At 48.3% G+C, this 21823-nt stretch carries 20 protein-coding genes; 13 read left to right on the plus strand and 7 right to left on the minus strand.

The window, feature by feature from the left end; all coding sequences use genetic code 11:
* Nucleotides 1-124 precede the first annotated feature (124 nt).
* From DFER_RS02535 to cphA, 3 genes are read right to left on the minus strand one after another with little or no spacing between them, the layout of a single operon-like run.
* Nucleotides 125-856 (minus strand): FRG domain-containing protein, encoded by a 732-nt coding sequence (locus DFER_RS02535; RefSeq protein WP_012780128.1) that lies wholly within the window; start codon nucleotides 854-856, stop codon nucleotides 125-127.
* A complete protein-coding gene (locus DFER_RS02540; protein WP_012780129.1) occupies nucleotides 853-1728 on the minus strand; it encodes a cyanophycinase in 876 nt (291 codons plus the stop codon). Before DFER_RS02540 ends, DFER_RS02535 begins: the two co-directional genes overlap by 4 nt.
* Complete coding sequence (gene cphA / locus DFER_RS02545) at nucleotides 1725-4445, minus strand: cyanophycin synthetase (protein WP_012780130.1); 2721 nt, start codon at nucleotides 4443-4445, stop codon at nucleotides 1725-1727. The genes DFER_RS02540 and cphA overlap by 4 nt, the downstream gene beginning before the upstream one ends.
* 317 nt (nucleotides 4446-4762) lie before the next feature.
* On the opposite strand from cphA, the gene DFER_RS02550 reads away from it, so the two are divergent.
* The 3 genes from DFER_RS02550 (at nucleotide 4763) to DFER_RS02560 (ending at nucleotide 7066) form a co-directional block, all read left to right on the plus strand.
* Nucleotides 4763-5659, plus strand: coding sequence for an isoaspartyl peptidase/L-asparaginase family protein (locus tag DFER_RS02550; protein WP_012780131.1), 897 nt, complete (start codon nucleotides 4763-4765; stop codon nucleotides 5657-5659).
* 75 nt (nucleotides 5660-5734) lie between these two features.
* A complete protein-coding gene (locus DFER_RS02555) occupies nucleotides 5735-6607 on the plus strand; it encodes a manganese catalase family protein (RefSeq protein ID WP_012780132.1) in 873 nt (290 codons plus the stop codon).
* Between the two features lie 84 nt (nucleotides 6608-6691).
* Nucleotides 6692-7066, plus strand: coding sequence for a hypothetical protein (locus DFER_RS02560; RefSeq protein ID WP_012780133.1), 375 nt, complete (start codon nucleotides 6692-6694; stop codon nucleotides 7064-7066).
* Nucleotides 7067-7096: 30 nt separating this feature from the next.
* Here the strand turns inward: DFER_RS02560 and DFER_RS02565 are convergent, their stop codons facing one another.
* The 3 genes from DFER_RS02565 to DFER_RS02575 are packed head-to-tail and all read right to left on the minus strand — an operon-like array spanning nucleotide 7097 to nucleotide 8932.
* On the minus strand, nucleotides 7097-7783 hold the full coding sequence (locus DFER_RS02565; protein ID WP_012780134.1) for a DUF421 domain-containing protein: 687 nt from the start codon (nucleotides 7781-7783) through the stop codon (nucleotides 7097-7099).
* Between the two features lie 10 nt (nucleotides 7784-7793).
* On the minus strand, nucleotides 7794-8495 hold the full coding sequence (locus DFER_RS02570) for a DUF421 domain-containing protein (protein WP_012780135.1): 702 nt from the start codon (nucleotides 8493-8495) through the stop codon (nucleotides 7794-7796).
* Between the two features lie 29 nt (nucleotides 8496-8524).
* Complete coding sequence (locus tag DFER_RS02575; protein ID WP_012780136.1) at nucleotides 8525-8932, minus strand: SPW repeat domain-containing protein; 408 nt, start codon at nucleotides 8930-8932, stop codon at nucleotides 8525-8527.
* A gap of 256 nt (nucleotides 8933-9188) precedes the next feature.
* Here DFER_RS02575 and DFER_RS30820 point away from each other — a divergent pair, with 256 nt between their 5' ends.
* The 7 genes from DFER_RS30820 (at nucleotide 9189) to DFER_RS02605 (ending at nucleotide 15091) form a co-directional block, all read left to right on the plus strand.
* A complete protein-coding gene (locus DFER_RS30820) occupies nucleotides 9189-9500 on the plus strand; it encodes a DUF4345 domain-containing protein (RefSeq protein ID WP_374754558.1) in 312 nt (103 codons plus the stop codon).
* A gap of 131 nt (nucleotides 9501-9631) precedes the next feature.
* Nucleotides 9632-10213: a DsbA family oxidoreductase gene (locus DFER_RS02585; protein ID WP_012780137.1), complete on the plus strand. Its 582-nt coding sequence runs from the start codon at nucleotides 9632-9634 to the stop codon at nucleotides 10211-10213.
* Between the two features lie 973 nt (nucleotides 10214-11186).
* Nucleotides 11187-12131 carry a DUF4249 domain-containing protein gene (locus DFER_RS02590; RefSeq protein WP_012780138.1) on the plus strand — a complete coding sequence of 315 codons (945 nt, stop codon included), beginning with the start codon at nucleotides 11187-11189 and terminating at the stop codon, nucleotides 12129-12131.
* A 53-nt stretch (nucleotides 12132-12184) separates the two neighbouring features.
* On the plus strand, nucleotides 12185-12634 hold the full coding sequence (locus DFER_RS29000; RefSeq protein ID WP_229206252.1) for a carboxypeptidase-like regulatory domain-containing protein: 450 nt from the start codon (nucleotides 12185-12187) through the stop codon (nucleotides 12632-12634).
* Nucleotides 12591-13526, plus strand: a complete 936-nt coding sequence (locus tag DFER_RS29005; RefSeq protein WP_143828635.1) for a TonB-dependent receptor plug domain-containing protein — start codon at nucleotides 12591-12593, stop codon at nucleotides 13524-13526. Before DFER_RS29000 ends, DFER_RS29005 begins: the two co-directional genes overlap by 44 nt.
* 140 nt (nucleotides 13527-13666) lie before the next feature.
* Entirely contained in the window at nucleotides 13667-14458 is a 792-nt protein-coding gene (locus DFER_RS02600) for a TonB-dependent receptor (protein ID WP_041734665.1), read from the plus strand.
* Nucleotides 14459-14464: 6 nt separating this feature from the next.
* A complete protein-coding gene (locus DFER_RS02605; protein ID WP_012780139.1) occupies nucleotides 14465-15091 on the plus strand; it encodes an outer membrane beta-barrel protein in 627 nt (208 codons plus the stop codon).
* 104 nt (nucleotides 15092-15195) lie between these two features.
* On the opposite strand, the gene DFER_RS02610 is transcribed toward DFER_RS02605, so the two are convergent.
* A protein-coding gene (locus DFER_RS02610; RefSeq protein ID WP_222837289.1) for an IS3 family transposase occupies nucleotides 15196-16304 on the minus strand; the annotation gives its coding sequence in 2 pieces (ribosomal slippage) (nucleotides 15196-16055 and nucleotides 16055-16304; 1110 coding nt in all).
* 417 nt (nucleotides 16305-16721) lie between these two features.
* On the opposite strand from DFER_RS02610, the gene DFER_RS02620 reads away from it, so the two are divergent.
* From DFER_RS02620 to DFER_RS02630, 3 genes are all read left to right on the plus strand, one after another.
* A complete protein-coding gene (locus tag DFER_RS02620; RefSeq protein WP_012780142.1) occupies nucleotides 16722-17699 on the plus strand; it encodes an IS481 family transposase in 978 nt (325 codons plus the stop codon).
* Between the two features lie 14 nt (nucleotides 17700-17713).
* On the plus strand, nucleotides 17714-17974 hold the full coding sequence (locus DFER_RS29805) for an integrase core domain-containing protein (RefSeq protein WP_229206253.1): 261 nt from the start codon (nucleotides 17714-17716) through the stop codon (nucleotides 17972-17974).
* 782 nt (nucleotides 17975-18756) lie between these two features.
* Nucleotides 18757-21030 (plus strand): DUF6923 family protein, encoded by a 2274-nt coding sequence (locus DFER_RS02630; RefSeq protein WP_012780145.1) that lies wholly within the window; start codon nucleotides 18757-18759, stop codon nucleotides 21028-21030.
* Nucleotides 21031-21823: the final 793 nt, after the last annotated feature.

A 21823-nucleotide genomic window follows, 5' to 3' on the forward strand; every position in this document is an offset into this window, starting at 1 on the left:
TTTAGAATGGGTTATCCGGGCCACCTTATGCCGGTCAACGGTCACTTCGTTCCGGGCATTAATAACGAATACGTTTCGGGAATAAGGCGGCCACTTTATTCCCGAAACGTTTTTCTGCCTGTGGCTATAAGCTGGGTGCCCTCAGATACTGCCAGTTCAGATAATGGCATAGCCCCGCAAGCTCGGGAAACATTGTTTGTGCATTGAAGCCGAGCATGTTTAAATCGTCAATGAGCTTTGCTTTGATATCCGCATCGATCACAAATTCGGTCACGCTCTCGCTGACTTCCTGATCCTGGTCCATAGGCACAAACTTGTTTTGCACCTGATCGTAAGGATGCACCGTGAACCATCCCGACTGGGCGATGATGCGCTCGTTATTTAGGGAAGGCCTGAGCACTTTCAATTCGGTTATCTCAAACGGGGAGCCGCCCTTCTGTCCGGCCATGGCGTTGTCCTTGTCGAAAACCTGGCCTTCGTCTCCGGTAAAAGCATATACATAAGACGGGTTTTGCGAGTCGTCGATATCGCGGATAGCAAAGAACATGGCTACCAGCGGGTTGCTCGACCAGTCGAGCAGCCGGGTTTTCAAACCGTAGTGCTGCGCCAGGATCAGCAGCTCCCAATCATCCGTTACCGGACTTCCGATCAGCATCTTGCCCATTCGCTTCAGGTCGGCAAGCATTCTTTTTTCGACCTGTGGAATACTGTCTGTCAGATCGTAGCGGGCAATGGAAGGGGTAAGCGGCGCTTTTACGCGCTGGCCGCGGAAGATGCAAAAGTCCGATGCTTCTTTGCTGAGTGCCAATATCTGTCGGATGTACTGGTCCACCGTATGTATCCGGATCGATTTCATTGTGGCTGGGTGGATAACAGAAACTTCTTTTCGGGCAACGAATACATCGCCCCGCTGGCAAGTATGTGAATTTGCATGCCTTCCACATAGATCGCCTCTCCCTTTTTCGCTTCTTTGAAATTGGTAGATCTTACCTTTTCCGCTTCCAGCACCATGACGATGCCCGAGCCGATTGCCCGGGCTATGCCGCCGTCCCCAACCACCAATGCCGTGTCCTCACAGATACCAAGGGCCGTCATGCCTTTGTGCATTAATAGCGCTTCGGCCAGGCGCGAAAAACGCCCGCGGCTCATGAAATGCGTATCGATAACGGTTTTAGGCAAAAAGTTAAACCCACGGGAAAGCGAGACGATCCCTTTCAGCAGGGACTCGGTACTGTCGCCTTCGTTGATCATCACTTCGGACATGGCCATGGCGCCGGCGCTGGTACCGATAATGGTGAAATCATCCTGCTGGTACCGCCGTTTGAGGTTTTTCAGGAATTCGCTACCACCTATTTTTTCAATCAGGCGGGTCTGGTCGCCACCAGTCATGAACAGGCCGTCTGCCGCTGCAAGCCGTTGAAGCGTTTCTTTGCTGTCAACATTGCGGCCGTCCAGATCGAGAATGCCCACCTGTTCGCAGCCTAATTTGCGGAATGCCTCGGTATACATGTCAGCCATTTCGGATCGCTGCTCAGAGGCCGTGGTAAGGATTTCGATCCGCGATGCGGGCCCTTTTATTTCGGCCAGTACATGGGTAAGGATCGATCCGCTGTCGTGAGCAGGTTCCCGTGTACTTCCGGCAAGCATGCCTTCTTCACTGCTTCGTGCTTCTTTACCCCCAATGGCAATCAGCTTGCCATGGGGGCTTTTAATGTCGGTTCTACTCATAAATGTGTCCTGTAAATTCCTTGCCGAATTGCCGCAGTCGCGATAAGTTGCTGCCCGGCGTTGGCTGGTTTAACTTGTCTGGCCGGATGCTGAGGAGCTGTTAGGGCCCCTTGTTCGACCTGCTGCAAATGCTTGACCAGCCCCGTAGTGTCGCTGACCTTGTCAGTAAGCACAACAATGAGCTGGCCCTTGCTGGCCCGACCGGTTGCATGCCGTATGGCTCTCAGCTCATCGCTGATTACCTGCACTTTGCATAACGGGTTGGCGGCTGTAATGCCCTGCTTCAAAAGGTCGATCATTTGCTGCTGCTGCCGGCCCCGCAGGTCATCGTCGAGCCGGATGATGATCTGATCAAAACAACCTGCCGCCACATTCCCGAGCTCCCGGATGTCTTCGTCGCGTCGATCGCCGACGCCTGTGATGATGCCGAGTTTGCCGGATGCGGGAATCGTTTTCAGGTACTCTCCCAGCGCGTGAAGGCCGTGTGGGTTGTGGGCATAGTCTACCAATACATTAAAATCCCGGAAGGCGAAATGGTTCAGCCTGCCCGGCGTGGACTGATCGGAGACCTGGAAAGCGCGCAGGCCTTGCCGGATCTGTGACAACCGGGCACCCTGGCAATAAGCTGCCAATACGGCTGCGAGTACGTTTTCAATCATAAAAGGGCATTTACCCCCCATTGTGGCTGGAATGTCGCGTACGTGCTCAATCTGGATGCGCTCACTGGCGTCAATGATGGTTATGTAACCGTCCCGGTAAATACATGCCAGGCAACCCTCACAAGTGTGTGCCAGGACGTGCGCGTTCTCAGGATTGATGCTGAAAAAAGCGATCTTGCATTCCAGCCTGGCAGCCAGGGCCACACAGTGTTCGTTTTCCGCATTCAAGACCGCATAGCCGTCCCTGCTTACGCTTTCTGCGATCACACTTTTGACCCTGGCCATATCTTCCAGCGTTTGAACGCCGTTCAGGCCCAGGTGGTCGGCTGCAATGTTGGTGATCACACCTACGTCGCATTGGTCGAACCCCAGCCCGGCCCTGAGGATACCGCCCCTGGCCGTTTCCAACACGGCTACATCCACCGACGGGTTGGTTAATACCTTGCGGGCGCTCTCCGGGCCCGTGCAATCTCCCTGCTCGACGAGCCGGCCGTCCACATAGATGCCATCAGTGGTTGTAAAACCCACGCAAATACCCGGTTGACGCATCAGGTGGGCCGTAAGCCTGGTAGTAGTTGTCTTGCCATTAGTACCGGTGACCGCGATCAGCGGGATGCGGGCTTTGGATGGATCGGGAAAAAGCATCTTGACCACATCCGCACCTACATCGCGCGGTTTGCCTATCAGTGGGTTAATATGCATCCGAAAGCCCGGGCTTGCATTGACCTCGATAACTGCCGCGCCAGAAGCGTCCAGCGGAAGTGTAATGTCTGTGGCCATCACGTCCACCCCGCAAATGTCAAGACCGACGATCCTGGCTACACGTTCAGCCATCCGCGCAATTTCCGGGTGGATACAATCGGTAACATCTTCCGACGTACCGCCTTTGCTCAGGTTCGCTACCTTGCATACCGCTGCGCTCACATCGGAAGGTAGTACGGTATCGAGCGAAACGCTTTGGGCACTTAGGCAGGCGGTAAGCGCATCATCCACCGGGACGCGCGTCAGGAAATTCTGATGACCCTCACCGCGGCGCGGGTCCAGATTCAGCTGGTTTATCAGCTCTTTGATAGTCGAAATGCCATCGCCGTATACGGTGGCAGGCGTCCGTTTTGCTGCCGCACTCATCCGGCCGTTAATCACCAGCAGCCGGTAATCCGAGCCTTGCACAAACCGTTCCGCGATTACCTTTTCCGAATAGATGACAGCCTCGTTGAAAGCCTCATGTGCTGCATGGATGTCCGTGACATTGATGCTAACCCCTTTCCCCTGATTGCTGTCCAGTGGCTTGATGACAAGCGGAAATCCCAGCGCTTCTAAGGCCGCCATAAGTCCTGCTTCATCTTCCACCTCAAAGCCTTCCGAAACAGGGATTCCGGCCCGGGATAATGCCTTTTTGCAAGCGAATTTGTTTCCGGCCAGTTCTACGGCCATATGACTGGTGCGCTGCGTCAGCGTTGCTTCGATCAGTTGCAGACGGCTACCGTAGCCCAGCTGTACCAGGTTATCATCATTCAACCGGATAACGGGAATGTGCTGCTCCGCTGCTGCTGCCACGATCGATTGGGTGCTCGGCCCGAGCTTGCCCTGATGGAAGATTTCACTTAATTCCTTGATAGTATTATTCAGGTTGAAGCGCTGCCCGGCCGCCAGCGCAAGTAGCATTTCCAAGGCCTTTTCGGCAGCCAGCTTTCCGGCGCGTTCGCATTGATACTCGAATACGACATGGTAAACCCCATATTCGCCCGTACCCCGGGTACGGCCAAAGCCGCAATCCATTCCGGCCAGTGTTTGCAGTTCCAATGCGACGTGTTCCATTACATGTCCCATCCACGTCCCGTCCTGGACGCGCTCAAAGAACCCGCCTTCATGGCCTTCCGAACAATGGTGACTTTCAAGGCTCGGTATCGCGGCTTTCAGGCGATCATAGAAACCCTCAATTTTGTTGGTAGGTAATTCTTCAAACTCTTCCAGGTCTACTTTGGCTACGATGAGTTGATGCCTGCGGACAGACCATACATTAGGTCCGCGCAGGCACCGCATATCTACGATCTTCATACTGTGTTTGCTCTTGGAGCATTGGGTAAGTTTTTTAATAGATTTTAAAAGTGGGGAAGCGGATAATTAAAAGCGTACCATCATCGCATTTGCGGTTATTCCACAACTTGCAAATCCACACTAAACTGGGCGCAAGATTAACATTAGACTGGCTGAAAGCCGATTAGCATTTTTGAGGTGACAAAATCTACTCTTAAGTAGTGGAAGTATTTGTGGAAAAGTTTGCACAAAAGTATTTATCCGCTGCGGTAGAGTCGTGGTAAGCATTTTGCTTGCCGGGTCCATTTTTCGATTATTCACTTTCCGATACTTCCAATATGTTCTCCATAGCCATCCACGGTGGGGCGGGTTCGCTCGATGCAGCCGCGCTTTCCCCGGCGCAAGAAAAACTTTATCATCTGGGTCTGCATACTGCATTGAATGCAGGGTACACGATACTGCAATCGGGCGGAGCAGCTATCGACGCGGTGCAGCACGCGGTGATGCAGCTGGAAGACAACCCGCTTTTCAATGCAGGCAGGGGGGCTGTCTTTAATTCCGATGGAGTGCAGGAGCTTGATGCGGCAATGATGTGCGGCAAAACCTTGCGGGTAGGTGCGGTAGCTGCGGTAACAAATGTCAAAAACCCAATCCTGCTTGCCAGAAAGGTGATGGAAGACCCGCAATTTGTGCTGCTGGTCGCCGAGGGGGCGCATAACTACGCCCGAAAAAGTGGTATTCCGATGGAAGAGATGTCCTACTTTGCTACCCCCGAGCGGTACCAGCAGTTGCAGGATGCGAAAGATGCGCATTTGCAAAAAGCGTCCGATACAGTGGGTGCTGTTGCGCGCGATATGCATGGGAACCTGGCAGCCGCCAGCTCCACAGGTGGTCTTACTAATAAGAAATATAGTCGGGTGGGTGACAGCCCGGTGATTGGTGCGGGCACCTACGCCCATAACGATACCTGCGCCGTATGCTGCACAGGCGATGGCGAGTACTTTATACGACTGGTAACCGCGCACGACGTGGCAGCAATGCTGCAATACCAAGGTTTAACCCTGGCGGAGGCATGCGATGCAGCGATCCATGAAAAGCTGAATGCCTTGAAAGGGGAAGGTGGGCTGATCGCCATAGACTTTGCAGGCAATATCGAAATGAGTTCGAATTGCGCAAGTATGCCCCGGGGATGGGTGAAAAACGAAGGAAACCTGAATACGGCGATATGGATGTAAGCAGGGTACTTGGAAGCGCTGATGGAATGGTTTTTATGTCGGCCCGCGCCATTTCTCACCTTAAAATTCAAAATTATGTTTTACCACGACGGAAAACTTCAGTACACAGTGCGGGTTGACAAGCCAAACCCTCAATTTGCGAAATTACTCCAACAGGCAATTGGCGGCATCGAAGGAGAAATGCGCGTTTGTTTGCAATACCTGTTTCAAGCATGGAACTCGCGTGGACCTCAGAAATACAGGGATATGCTGCTGGAAACGGGAACCGAGGAAATTGCACATATTGAAATGCTCGCTACGGCCGTTTGCCTGAACCTGGAAGGATCGTCCAGCGCGTTGAAGGACGAGATGGCAATGAGCAACCCCATGGTAGAGGCTGTGATGGGCGGTCGCGACCCGCGGCATATCCTTTCGGCCGGGCTGGGTGCGATGGCGGCCGACGCGAACGGTGTTCCGTTCAACGGCTCATGGGTAGTCAGCAGCGGCAACATCGCGGCTGATATGCATGCGAATGTGATGGCCGAAACCACCGGCCGGGTGCTTGCCACACGCTTATACGAAATGACCGACGATTCGGGCATGAAGGACATGCTCGCATTCCTGATCGCCCGCGACACCATGCACCAAAATCAATGGATGGCGGTACTCGAAGAGCTCGGGCCGGATGCTTACCCGGTCCCCAACAGCTTCCCGTCGAGCCTGCAACATGAAAATGTGGCTTACAGCTTCCTGAGCACTAGCGTCAATGAAGTCAGTAACGCAACCGGCCGCTGGACGGAGGGATCCTCAATTGATGGCAAGGGAATTTTTCGTTTCGAGAAAGCAGTACCAACCGGCGGGCTTCCCGTACTCGCACCAGCGGACAAGGAAATCCACGGTCAGATCGAACAAGGTGTGGCGCCGGATCCGGGCTTCATCGATAAAGTAAAAGATATTATCGGCGGTTAATGTCTTAGTTCAAAATAGGGCAGCGGGCGGGCCAGCATTTTGGCTGCATAGGCTGCCCTTTTTATTAATTAAAAAAGCAAAGCAATGAAAAAGGCAGCATTCTATATCGCAGCGGTGCTTTTGTTAATGGGCACTACGCTATGGGCGCAGTCTGCATCCGATCAGACAAAGGGAAAATCAACCGAAAAAAAGAGCCAAGATGCCCGCAAGGCAGGGACGCAGTCGCGAGCCAGCGGGTCAGCCAGCATCACCAGCGAAGCCACGACCGGCACGCCTCCAACCCACATTGACAAAACCAACAGCGTTCCCCCTGCCAGTAACCCGCAAAATACCGGTGTGAATGCGGTAAACAGAAAAAAGTCCGGTTCTACCGTTCAGGGAAGTTCCAAAAAGAAAAGTAACACTGCGAGTCAAACGCCTTCGGGCGATCAGCCGCAGAAAAAGAAAGAAAATCCGTAAAAGTGGCGGCACATGGCCGCCACTTGCTTTTTACGCTACCGCCATCACTATCTTTTCCCCATCGCACCTTACACAATTGCCGGAATAATCGTGGTAGGGTGCGACAAGGCCACATTTGTCACAAACCATCCGGTCCGAAGGACGGTACCTGCGCAATTCGAACTGGTGATCATGCCCGGGCAGAATACCCAGCCCGGGCGAAGGGTCATCCTCCTTCATAAAAGTAAAAGTACCGCCAGCCTCAAAATACAGTCGCTTGACCTGGCCGAGTTGAACGACTCCATTGCTGCGCAGTTGTGCAAATGCGCGTTCCCGCGAAATGCCGGTTTTACGCATGTTGTCCAATTGCATCACGCCGTCAGCGACCAAAATCGTCATATCCCCCTGCGTTACCGATTCAAGCTTTTGATTACGGCTTGCCAGCCATGCTGCCAGTTGCTGAATGGCAACCACCACGATCGCAATCACGACGGCGGCAAGTATACCGCGGTCCGGTGCTTGCAGAGGAACCCCGATAGCCGCTGCCAGTGAAACGAGCGCGATCATTTCGTTCCGGCTGAGCTGCGAGGCCATTCGTTTGCCCATCAACCGCATGGAAACCATCAGGATCAGGTAGATAATGGCTATTCGCAGGACTACTTCCCAGTAAAATGCGGCGGGAACATCCCCGATAAACACGCGCTGCCAGTCGCCAAACCTAATATCTTCTTTTTTCATGTCTTAGCAGTTAATTGATTTCAGATATGCTCGCCTGATCCCACTGGTCAGCGCCGCAGACCGGGCAGCGATCACTTCTTTGCTGACCCTGGGGTGTTGCCCCGCAATTGGCGCACGCCAACCTATCATCGAGCTGATGCTGGCGGAATGCGTTGATTTCCGGGTCACTGGGCGGGTACAGTAACAGGCCCGCCGTAGCTTGTTCTGTTCTATATATACTGAACATACCGCAAGCTTCCAGGTAGGCGCGCTCAACTTCGCCCAGGTTATAGATGCTTTCGTTGCGAAGTGCTGCAAAAAGCTGCTGACGGGATATTTTGGTTCGCTGCATCTCGTCCAACTGTAACACACCGTCTTTAATCAATGTGCTAACTTCGCCCTGACTAATATGCTCAAAGCGCGCGCTTTTGAATTCCAGCCAGTTTGAGCCGCGTTGGAAGACAAGGGCGCACACCAAAATCAACATACACACTAAAAGACCGGTTTGCGGCATTTGCATCCCTGGTGAGACAATCGCACCTAGGGTGACCATCACCGCAAGCTCGGAAATGGTTAACTGACCGCCCATTCTTTTACCCATGATCCTGACGACGAAGAGAAGGGCGAGATACAGAAGCAGGGTGCGCAGCAGTACTTCAAGCATAAAAACCGGCGGTGCTTCGCCAAACAGTATCCGGTAGAAATCCCCTGGGACAATGTCTTCCTTTTTCATAGAATGCCTCTATTTGAAATAAGATAGTACTAATAGCTTGATCCGTTGACCCCGTCCGCATTCGGATCGACTACCGGCTGGGTCTTTTCATCAGGTGCATGGTTAACTGTCAGCATCGCCGCAGCTATTTCAAACAGGCCCATGGCCAGATGCGGAACGAAGACCTGATCGGCAAACCCGAATAGCCATGGGGAAGCGGCCAACAGTGCGCCGGAAAGAAGGTCCACCATTAAGTGTATACGCATTGGAATGCTGCGGACCATTCCTCCCTCATAATCTGTGAAAAGGGACATTGTGAGCGCTACCGCCGCGATAGCGATCACCGTCCATGCCGCATAGACCGACTCGGTAAAGCTGAAAATCCATGGCGATGCAAAAAAGAAGATACCCGCGATGTAATCGATCCTGGCGTGCATGCTTGTGCTGACTATTTTCATTGTGATTATAGTTTATAGTGAATACCCACCGGCTTTGATCCACCGGGTTTGGGAAAGCGGCGCCATTGAAAAATCCGTTCCAGCGGTTAACAGCGAGTTGCGGAATGATTTTTATAATCTCGCCGTGCGCAAACGCGCAAAGTTCAATTGGCAGCTCAGGCTGTAAGACTCGATGAAAAAGAGGTGAAGTAGAAGGTTATTGCAAGTATCGCTAGGCATCTGTGCCACGGTGCCGATCGTTACGGGCCTGCTGGGTATGGCAGGAATTAACAATCCAATTTACGATGAAGCCTACAAGCCTTCGGGTGTGCTACTGGATAGCAACCTTCGTTTTTTGAATGGGCTATCGGTTGGCGTCGGTTTGTGCGCATTGTCTATTATCCCAAACATAAAGAGCAGATCAGCGGAGCTGAGGATTATTTGTGCCCTTATTTTTTTCGGCGCTGTTGGACGCATGTTGTCTGTTGCCAGCCACGGTTTACCGCCCTCCCCGTTTGACATTGTTACGTTTTTTGAGCTTGCAATCCCGCCGCTGCTCGCGTACTGGCAGTCGCGGATTTCTGGATAGGGAACCTTGGATTTCCCTTATGGCAAGCTAGGGGCTGCGTCGTTAATATCAGGCACATTTTTTGCGAGGGGCGGAAATTTTCAATTCCTTCTCGTACGCTGTTCAACTTAGGAGTAATTATTTTACAAGATATGGATCAGTTTAATACGCTTACGCCGACGATCAAGGTCGTCTATTACACCCATCCGTTTTGTCCTGTCAGTGAAAGAATGCAACAACACTGGTGCCGATTAACCTCAGAGTATGGCCATCACCTAAGCTTTAAATTCTGTATGGCGGCCGGCATGGACAGCGCTTTTCCAGCTACTAAAACCAAATTTGCCTGCCAGGCAGTCAAAGCCGCCGAATTACAATCTTCATGGGCAGCGGATCTATTTTTGGATGCGATAAGAACTGAAATGGCACAAGGTCGACAAGATCTATGTGAGCCGGAGTCGCTGCTTGAAATCGCAAGAATGTGTGCGAAGAAAAACCCTTCAACAATGGATTTTAACAGATTTGCCCAGGAACTCGACAGTAGAAAGACCCGACAGGCAGTGCTGGATGATCTCAACAAGATACGTATCAACCGGGTCGATACGCTACCAACCTTGACTTTTACTGTCGATGGAAAAGGCTTAAAGGTGACTGGATACAAGACATACCATCAACTGGTGGACTTGGTGAAACGTGTTTCGCAGGCAGGGATCGATATTGTCGGCTTCGCACATTGACAAAAAAATGGTAAACTTTACCCACCGCCTTCCATTTGGCTCTCGAGCGTCCGTACGCACACGGTCGTTTCCAAGTCAAAAATGACCATCGTCCAAGCTGATGTAGACCATTACCAATATGGAGTGGAGCTGCGGCTAATATATTTTGTCTATCGAAGCGAGCGGGCTGATTATACGGTCGTTTTTCCGTACTTCAAATAGCTCTAGCCGAATCAATAAAACATCGCTTGTGTTCACTTTGGATGCGCTTATCGGTTCAATAAACTTCGTTGATACCCCTGAAAAGTGTACAATTGTTAGTGTCATAGTCCAAGGCTATGCCTTCGTTGTAGGCCACCGGATCGGAAGCTGCGACTTTGCCCTACGAGCGTGAATGCATAAACCATATGGGCAGGCATCAGCTGTACAAAGAAAGTTTTCGAGGCAGTTTTTAAAGTTTCAGGACGTCGTTCCAACATGATTCGCCAGGCCGTTACTGCAATGAGGCCGCTTGCAATGCTTAACCCGGGGGCTTTACTGGAGATTCGAGAAGTGCCATTAAGGCCTTCGTTCGGAATTGCATATACCACCGACACAACATGCCTATTACATAGTGCGCCGTCCAGCCTTGCGCAATTGCTTTATGATCGGGAAAGGTCTGTCTGGATAATACCTTTGAAAGCAGATCCGGCTCGACGAAGTTTCAGCGCATCAGGATATTCCAATGAAGCGGGTGTGCCATTCCCTTTTAGTGGATCTAGAAGCGGTTCAGAAACTGAAGAAATTAGCATGTTTGTTTCAGAAACCTACAACTTGGGATTAGGTTGGTTGTCTACTAGTGGCACTGGTACTTGCCGACCTGGCACGAGTGATCCATTGATCTCTTTCAATTTCTAACAGGACAAGGTTTGGGAGAATTATTGTTAAAACTTATTCAGTGCCGGTTCGCGGATGCTATATTCGCGAACTGGCATCTTTGATTTAGACAACGCTGATGATTTTGAGTAGTAGAAAGTTTTTAACATTGGCGACGGCTTACCTGGTTTGCGGGTTGCTGATTTCGTCTTGCCGGGAAAGAGAGCTGTCCATTGGATCAGAGTATGATGGAGATAAGTTGGTTCTGTGGTCGAATCTTGAAGCAGGCAGACCTATAAAAGCCATACTCAGGAGAAGTTTTAATCCCATTGGGCCGGTTCCAGAAAATCTCGGCGTGTCTAGCGCAAATGTGAACATTTATTGCGATGGCAAGTATTATACAACAATGCGTGCTTCGAAAGATACTCCAGGCGAATATCTATCAGACAGTGTTGTAGGGGAAGGTAAGACATATGTAATCATGGCCGAGCAGGAAGGCTTGACTAGTATTAAAAGCGACCCAATCACAATTCCATCGGAATCCCCCATTGTTAGAATTAAGAGAGAGCGAAACGTATCGAAGCTTCCCGGCACAAACATACCGCAAGACTTGATCAGCATTTATTTTGAGCAAAGCGTTGTAAGCAACTCCTACATCTCTATCAGCTTTCTGAGCTATTTTGAGAAAGATACACTTGCCAGCAATAGTCCTGTCTCGGATAACCACTTAGCAAATGAAGAGGATTGCCACACGTGGGCCCGTGATAAATCTTCCCCTTTTTTTCAGCAGTTCTTATTCTCCACGCAATGCTTGCCTGCATCCACAACGCCGGTTCAGTTCTTAGTCGTTTCGGGCAATTATTCGAGAGCACCAGGACCGAATGGTGAATATGAGAAGGCTAGGAAAATGGAGATTAAGATTGCCACAATTGAAAAAATTCTGTTTGATTTTCGGAAGTTGGAAGCCACTCAGCCGGAAGGACTTGATAACCTTGTTCTACTGCCTCAACCGTCCCTGACCAATATTACAGGTGGGTATGGCCTTATTTTTGGAAGTAATACAAAAGTCATTGAAATACAGTGAAATATAGATGCTTTATAATCGCCTGGCTGGTTCTTGCATTGTCAATACTAAAGGTGCATGGAGGTGGAATCACAATTAGTGGGACCGTCCGGGATGATGCGAATGGTGAACTATTGATCGGGGCATCAATTTCTGCCGGTAAGGTTTCAACTTTAACTAATTCATACGGTTTCTTCAGTTTAACGGTGCCTGACTCGACTTCAACGGTTATGATCAGACATCTAGGCTATCAACCCCTGATCCTCGACACGCTGAATCAACGACGAATGCCTATCGATATTCGGCTCGTCAGATCAGAGAATCGTTTGGCAGAACTGACGGTAATTGATCACCGATTAGAGGATAATTCTGTCGGTAAATTTTCGCTGCAAATGGATAAGGTAAGAACTACTCCGGCATTACTGGGCGAAGCTGATATTATGAAAGTATTGGCACTGACTCCTGGCGTATCCGCAGGAGTTGAAGGTAGCGCAGGATTGTATGTCAGGGGGGGGGACTCCTGACCAAAATCTCATCCTTCTTGATGAAGTTCCGGTATATAATGTCATGCACCTCGGGGGATTCTTTTCAGTTTTTAATGCAGCGGCAATAAAATCTGTGGATTTCTACAAGGGAGCGTTTCCCGCAATCTACGGTGGGCGCCTATCATCTGTTGTCGACATTAAGATGAAGGATGGTAACAACAAAAAACTTGGAGCCAGCATAGATTTGGGTCTGCTTAATCAAAGCGTTACTATTGAGGGTCCGATCGTCAAAAATAAATCATCATTTATAGTAAGTGGTAGGACGTCGACCGTTGGACTGGCGTCATTGCTCGCTGGCAGGAATAATGCCGGTTCTGGAGAACGTTATACATATTGGTTTTATGATTTAAGCGCCAAAGTCACTCATAAAATCAACGATACAGATCAAATCTATTTAAGCTTCTATAACGGATTTGACAGATTTAGATATACTGAATGGTTAAGTAGTGGGAATGGTCAGCAAGCCAAAACAGGCATAGGAAACATCTGGGGCAATTCAACCGGTACTGTGAGGTATAGTAAAATGTTTTCACCCAAACTATTTTCTAAGACGACTTTCCTTTACTCACATTACACAAGTGCCTTTAAAAATGAATTTTCAGGGTCTGGTGAGCAGGCTAATGATATGTTATTCAGAAATACCGATGCAGCAGTCAACGATTTTGGGTTAAAGTTCCAACTTGAGTATTTTCCTTCAAATTTCGTCGACCTAAAAATTGGTGCGGACTTTACCAGACACATTTTTAATCCTTTCACAACCGCAAGTAATTACACTACAAATATTCAAAGAAGTGTCACGAGAAGGATATATGCGAGCCAAGTGGACGGTTTTGTTGACGCTGGAATAAAACTTTTAGTAACCTGCGAATAAATCCGGGCTTCCGACTTAGTAGCTATCGTGCTCAGCGTAAGGTTTATGTGAATCCCGAGCCTAGGTTAGGAGTCACCTGGAATATACGAGAAGGATGGAAAATAACTTCGGGAGCAGCCGTCACCAATCAATATTTACATTTGCTGACGAATAACGGCTATGGCTTTGGATACGATGCCTGGGTGCCCTCAACATATACCGTGCCTCCTAGCCGTGCGAGACAAGTTTCCTTGGGCTTGTCTCGCAAACTGAGCAATAGAGGAATAGATATTTCCATTGAAGTATTTACCAAGAAACTCCGAAATTTGATTGACTATCCCGACGGAACGAACTTCACTGGTCTATTGGCCGAGTCCTGGGAAGAAATTGTTCGACGAGGCGGAATCGGGAAAGCGAATGGTATGGAAGTCATGATTAACAAGGAGACTGGTAAATTGACTGGATGGATATCCTACACACTATCAAAAAGTGAACGCATGTTCAATCAAATCAATTCGGGAAATTGGTATCCGATTAATTATGATCGACGACACAATTTAGCCGCGACAGGTAGCATCAGTCTTGGAAGAAAGTGGGCAGTTAATAGTTCATTTATATTTCAAACTGGAAATGCTATTACATTACCAACGAGTGCTGTTATGATCGAGGATGAGTACAATCCGAAGTTTGTATATAGCAAACGAAATAATGGACGGTTGCCGGCATACCACCGCTTGGATATCGGAGCAGTGCGCAAGTTGCGAGCCACTCGTGGTCGGAAAGCTGAATTGAATTTAGGTGTTTACAATGCTTACAATAGGCGAAATCCGGTATACCTGGATCTTCGGGTTGAAAGGGAAGGCGGGAACCCGTATCCCAAAAGTATTGGAGCTAGTCAATATTCATTGTTTCCCTTGTTGCCATACATTACATACTCGCTCAAATTTAATTAAAAAGCTATGATGAAGTTTAGAAAAGTTGCGATGACATGGACATTACTGACCGCCGGATTAGTCTCGCATGCGCAAAATCTTAGTTTTTCCGGCGACTATTCTTCAAAGAAGGTACCTGACGATCTGAAAAAGGGGAATAAAGTTCTATCCATCGACGGCCTTGCCGGAGCATCCCGTAGCATGCAGCGCAAAAATCTGTCATGGTCTATCGCTCCTTCAATAGGATATCTAGTGATCAATCGTTTGCCTTTTGGTGTTCGTTTGTCATACGGCCAAAACGTTGCCAAGCTGGACGGGACGTCTGGAACGGTCAAATCAGAAGCGCGAATGCACGGACTTGCGCCAGAAATATTTGCCAGGTACTATCTTACATCATATCGTGTTAAGCCATTTTTGCAATTGTCAACAGGATACAACTTTCAATGGGGGCGAACACTTAACTCTGACCGCAATGAGGTAGCTGTGAGTACTGGTACTTTTACTGCAAACGGTGCTGTGGGGCTTAGCTTCTTATTGTCAAAGAATCTCTCATTGGAGCTTTTGTATAACCACAGAATACTCCGGTCCACAGAGTGGGTTGATCCTAACAAACAAACTAAAATTAGATTCGGAGTATTATTCTTCATTTTCTAATAAAAAGTCAGGGCACCAACACCTTACAATTCAATGCACAATTAGTGGTGTAGATCCTATATTTGTCAAGTAAACTTACCCAGGGAATGTAAGTACCCCGTTTCTCAGACAGTCATTTGGTGGTGAATTTTCTTTTTCACCAGCGATTCCTTCCATTCAAATGGTGTCAAATTGCCCAGTCCTTCATGTGGTCGTCGCTGGTTATATTCTTCAATCCATTCCGCGGTTAATTGCCTGACCTGATCCAGGTCGAAGAACAAATAAGCGTCTAATACAGCTTCTCTGTACAGTCGATTAAATCGTTCGATATAGCCATTTTGCGTTGGCTTGCCTGGCTGTATAAATTTGGCTTCAATGCCTTTTTCCTCACACCAGATCGTGAAATTTCCGGAAGTGAATTCCGGTCCGTTGTCCGATCTGATCGCCATTGGGAATCCTCTGCTTTCTCCAATACGGTTCAAAGTCCTAATGATCCGCTTCGCGGAAAGTGAAGTATCGATTTCTATGGCCAATGCCTCACGTGAGCAGTCGTCAATGACGTTGAACGTTCGGAATTTGCGGTTGCCGACCATACTGTCGCTCATAAAATCGACACTCCAAACTTCATTCACCTGCGCTGGCTGAGCTAAAGGTTGCCTAACCCGATCGGGTAATCGCCGCTTCCCCTTTCGCCTCTTATTCAGCTTCAAAACTTGATAAATGCGGTGAACTCGCTTATGATTCCATGGCTTACCTGATCTTCGCAGGTAGGCAAACAGCTTTCTAAACCCGTATGAAGGGTGTTTGAATGCCAAGTCCTGCAACGACTCAATTACCTCAGAATCATCCTTCTTACTGCTGTAATAATATTGAGAGCGAACAAGGCTAACGATTTTACAGGCTCTGCTCACAGCGATATCGTGCTCGCGAACAATCTCCTCTGTCAATTCCCTTTTTGCGGCAGAGCCCAGCCCTTTTTTACGAAAATCTCTTTGAGTATTTGGTTATCCAGGCTCAGGTCCGCGAACATCTTTTTGAGCCGGGAATTCTCTTCCTCCAAATCCTTAAGCCTTTTGACGTCGGAAGCTTCCATGCCTCCATACCGACTCTTCCAATTGTAAAAAGTGGCCTCAGAAATGCCATGCTGCCGACAAATCTCCTTGGTTGGGATGCCTGCTTCCTGCTGCTTGAGGATCGAAACGATCTGCGTCTCTGTGAATCTGGTCTTTTTCATCAGTTTAAAATTAAGGTTTAATCTCTAATTTCAAACTGTCTGTCGTTTCGGGATACTTACAGGAAGAGCTACGCTCAGCGAATATTCGCCACGGCGTGAAGCGTTAGGACTTTCCCTTCTTCGATGCTGAAGAGCGCTGTTTTGAATGATCCAATCAGTATGGCCGAAAGCGGCGACCCCAATGAGAATGCGATGGCCGAACGCGTGTTCCGAACTTTAAAAGAGGATTTTAAGTGTGATGGTTCATAACATTCGCTACACTTACAGTCATTTCTGGTCATTCAAAAAATCATATTTGGATCATCGACTAACTCCCGAAAGTCGTTAAATTAATGATCATTTTTTCTCGCAATCCCTCTCACTTACCCCGAGGGTTGTGAGAAAAAATGAGGCGGTGCGGATTCAAATTGTTTCGTTATGGCCACTGACAGCCTGAGAGCAGAAGCAAGGCAGAAATGGGTTATGCTCTATAAACAGATCGGAAACATATCGGTTGCCGCCAGGAGGTGCGGAATTGCTAGATCTACGTTACAACGTTGGATAAAACGTGAGGATGAAAATCTCTTTACAGATCGGTCTCACCGTCCGCATCGGCTGGGGCGACAAAAGTATCGTCCTGAAGACGAGGCCCTCGTACTTAAGGTACGCGATGAATTCAAGTATGGAAAACTCAGAATCTGCTCTCATCTGTTCAGGCTCCATGATTTGAAGATTTCAACTTCTACCGTAGCGAGAATACTCGAAAAGCATTCAGTTGCACCTATTCGTCGATTTACTAAACATTCCCCTCCAATTCGATATGCTAAGCTCGTTCCTGGCGAACGTGTACAGTTAGACGTCTGCAAGATCAGAGCTGGCCTGTATCAATACACGGCGATTGATGATTGTACCCGCCTAAGGGTGTTGAAACTTTACACGCGTCGGTCGGCCGCCAATTCAATCGATTTTCTGGACAAGCTTATTGATGAATTTCATTACCCCATTCAACGTATTCAAACGGACAGAGGACAGGAGTTTTTTGCGGTCGCATTTCAGCAGAAGTTGATGGATTACTGCATCAAGTTTCGTCCCATAAAACCCAGGTCACCACATTTAAACGGCAAAGTTGAACGAAGCCAGCAGACAGATCTCCAGGAATTTTACACAACAGTTGACTTACGAGACCCCCAATTGGACGACAAACTCGCTCAATGGCAATTTCACTACAATTACTTCCGCCCACACAGCTCGTTGGGCGGTAAGACTCCGATCGAATTTGCCTCCGAACACTCTGCTAAGGCATCTTTCTGGGACGAAATCGAGGCCATATACGACGAAACAAAGGAACGCATTAGAGAACAAGCCTACTGGCGAGACCTGCGGATGGCAAAGTTGACTAAGAAAAGCAAAACATAGTTTTGTCCTACAATTTGCCGACTGCGAGATGTAGCGGAACTATAGAGCCACTACATTTTAAGCTAAGAGGTTTTCTTTCTTTTTCAGCAGCAAGCACTTCTATCGAACGAGCCATTCTTGCCTACAATAACCTTCGACCACACGCTTCAATCGGATATCTGACGCCCAACCAGGCGCATCGACACTCACGCCCGCTCCCACCAAAATGGTATCCGTATAAAAAATTGCGGTTCGGAAATATCCAATACGGCGCTCATTTTCAGCAAACTGGCTAGCTGTCAACGCTATTCCGTAGCATACGCACAGGCCTCATCCAGGAATTCAGCCTCGTAGTACGCGTTGGATTTTGCAGCCTGTAAATCAATCTTCAACTCCCATGGCAATTCTGCCCCGCAGATAAAGTATTTAAGATATTTCAAAAGAGCAGGGTCTCCAAATATCCCTGTCCCTACCATTGTGCTCGAAAACTTGCTGTCGCGATTTCCGCGAATTCAGGGCATTGTACTCCGGTTTTCATTTCCGTCGGCCTGGGTATTCCTGGCGGGTTGCTCTCCAGCAGAGCCTGATTCTGCTTTTCCAGGCAATTTGAAGTTATCACTTTTGTCAAAAAAGTCATTGATATTTTTGCTCTTTGCAATCGTTTTGCTGTCCAAAAAGGTCTGCAAAGGGTACCACATTTTGCATTGCCTGATACTGCTTTTTTTACTGACTTAACACTTTGTGTTAAAAGGCGCAAGCAAACTTTTTCTACAACTAGAATATTGTTTTATCATCACCGACTGCATTGCTGTTCGAAAGCTTTTGCGGCTTAATGCACTCTGATTTCGACTTTTGTACAAGCATTGCAAAAAGCAATTGACGACTTGATATCCTTCAGAGGAAAATTGCCCCCATTTTATACCCTTATTTCTCTGGTCACCTTGGAAATTTACTTCGACAATATTTTCCCCATCAATTGACAAGATTGTCTCCCGTCTGTCTCATCACATTTGCTGAATATTACAACTCGCTCAAATTAAATCCATTGATTTTACTCAAAACTTAAACTTCGGAGCAAATGAAAAAAGACTACTATGGTAAACCATCGCTTAAAGCAGCGTTTGTAACTATGATGTATGTGATAGGGATGTCCTTTGCATGGGCGCAAGAGCCCACGCCGTTTGCATGTTCAAATCTCGCGTATCAGGTGAGCGGGCCAAATACAAGTAATTCGACCCTTTATAGCTATGATGTGTCCACAGGTGTTAGAACTCTGATTGGGGATCTTCCGGCGAGAGTCAACTCCATCGGTTACAGTACGCTCGATAATTATATTTGGGGCATTAATGTACTCACGAATCAGGTAGTTAAAATTGGGTCTAATGCCGCTATTACCACCCACTCGATTCCCAATTTGCCGGCTCCGGCAGTCAGCGCATATTATAATGTCGGGGAGGTCTTTGGGGACGGCTATTTATTCATCTATAGCAGGCTCGCCACAAGATATTACGTAGTTGATATCAATCCAGCCAGAGCAGCCACTTACCTGCAATTGGTGGACCCAACGAACTCTTATGTGCTGGACGCGGCTCCGTACGGAAACACTTTTATCGGCACTAGTAGTCTGGATATATCGGATATTGTCTACAGTTCTTCAAATGGGCTGTTCAACGGCATCATCGATGCACAAAGTGCAACGAACGCATACCGCAGGTTTACGATAGACCCGGTCACACAGCAGGTAACCATTACACCAACCTCAATTGCGGGCGGTGGTATTCAAAATAATGAAAAAGTTGCCTTTGGCTCTGTTTTTATCGATCAGACGCCCAATACCTTCTATGTGTTTGCCAATACATTAGGAGGATTTTACCGGGTCAATATGACAACGAATGCGGCCACTTTGATATCGACTGCGCCCACAGGTGGGGCAAACAATAATGACGGAGCTAGTTGCCCCAACAGCCTCCTGGTCGCGAGTGTTTCGGGGACGGTATTCCATGATCCCGATGCAGGAAATGTGAATAACAGTACGGGAAATCCAAATACAGTGCCGTCCGGACTTTATGCCAATCTGATCGGGACTGACGGAAATGTCGTAGCTGTTGCCCCGGTAAACGCATCGGGCTTTTATGGTTTTGATGGCATCCCTACCGGCGATTACCACGTGGTACTCAGTACGACAAATGGTACCCCGGGCACAGCCTCCCCCGCGCCAAGCCTTCCGGCAGGTTGGGCAAATACCGGAGAGTTCAACGGCCCGGAGAACACGGGAAACACAACTCCGGCAGACGGAATCAGCCCAGTGTTTACAATAGGAACAAACAGTACAGATATCAACTTTGGTATCCAGCAACCTCCAGTGGCGGACCTTAAAGCTTATGTCGTGCCGAATGTAGCATTTAGCAGCACTCCGCCCGCCAGCTATCCCGCATTGTCAGGCTACCAATCCATTTCTGCATCATCGTCAAGCCTGACGGGCTACCTTACCGGCGGTTCGCTTTCGGGTTCTGATCCAGAAGATTGTGCGAGCGCAGGTACATGTAACACGGGCACGGGCACCACATTCAATATCGAAATGATTAATGGATCAACAGAGCTGTACTATGACTTCGGATCAGGACCTGTATATATAGATGTGACGGGCGGCCCGGTGAATATTCCCGACTTCGATGTCACCAAACTGGTGATCTACGGGATAACCGGAAGCGGAACAAGCAGCGCCCCGATCGGCTTCAGCTATTCCATGACAGATCGGGCCGGAGCAACCAGTGCCACTGCTACCTACTCCATTCAGACTGAAAGCCCTATGCCAGTGACGCTGATCAGCTTCAATATCGGTCAGGAAGGCGGCATTGCAAACCTGCAATGGGCTACGTCCAGCGAAGAAAACAGTAAAGGTTTTGAAATCGAGCGAAGCGAAAATGCATCTGTCTGGACCCAGATAGGGTTTATGCCGTCGCTATCGTCCGAAGCGGGTAGTAGCAGCCGACTCGACTACCATTTCGCTGATCCAGCTCCTCAGCGACCCAAGAGTTACTACCGCCTCAAAATGGTCGATGTTGATGGTAAATATACTTATAGCCAGATCAGAGTAGTGACATTTGAGAATAGTACCATGATGTACCCCTACCCAAATCCCGCCGCGGACGAATTGACCATAGAAGGATTAAATGGTTCAGAAGAGATCAAAATTCTGGATATTCTCGGGCGCACATTGATAGAATGCCGCAACGACGGTAAAAACAAGAAGACACTTAACATCCGGTCTCTTCCTGACGGAGCATACCTGATTAAGATGCAAATGCCGGATGGCTCGTCTGTTTCACAAAAAGTCATCAAGAAAAAGTAGCGCTCACACCTGGTCGCTAGTCCCCAGGGTGTAGTCCAGTCACTCCACCCACATTTTACAAATCAACCCTTCCGGAATCCGGAAGGGTGATCTTTTTACTCAACGTATGCCGAAAAACGGCAGTATTCTAAACATTTTTTTTTCCGAGGCTCAAGACGGTATTTTATTGTCCTTTAATACCATGCTTGCCCTCGATCGGCGTTTTACCGAAAAACCTTCGAAATTCTCGGCTAAATACTTGCTATCTTCATACCCGATCGATTCCGTCACTTCTATCATCGGTTGCTCCTACTTCCAATTGCTTCATGACCCTTTCCATTTTCTTGAAAGCTCATTTACAGGTACGCTTTAAGTAATCGAAGTTCAGATAAAGAACTGAAATACTTAACCCTGCTCGAAAAGCCATATCTCCAAAATTAGAGTTCGGATGGATATATTTCAAATACCATCTCTTCCAATTTGATAAGAAACCGGCTACTTATCTCATCTAATGCATTTTCCGAATGCATAACACTTTCAATGTAAATAAGCTATACTATAAACAAAAAAGCTTTTAAAATGACAAATACCAATTACGACTTCTAACAACCAATAGAAGCATAGGGATAACTTTTGATGAGATGCACAAACATAATCCAATATTTTCTCGCCACCAATGGGTTGAAGACAAGAACCGGACACAGACAGAAAATCCCCACCAAACGGGCAAGATTTCCCACCATCTTGAGGAGACTATCTTATTGCTATAATACGCTATTTTAAAAAACTGAATACACCCTTGGATGCCCCTATC

This window comes from Dyadobacter fermentans DSM 18053 (genome assembly GCF_000023125.1).
In the GTDB taxonomy this organism is placed as follows: domain Bacteria; phylum Bacteroidota; class Bacteroidia; order Cytophagales; family Spirosomataceae; genus Dyadobacter; species Dyadobacter fermentans.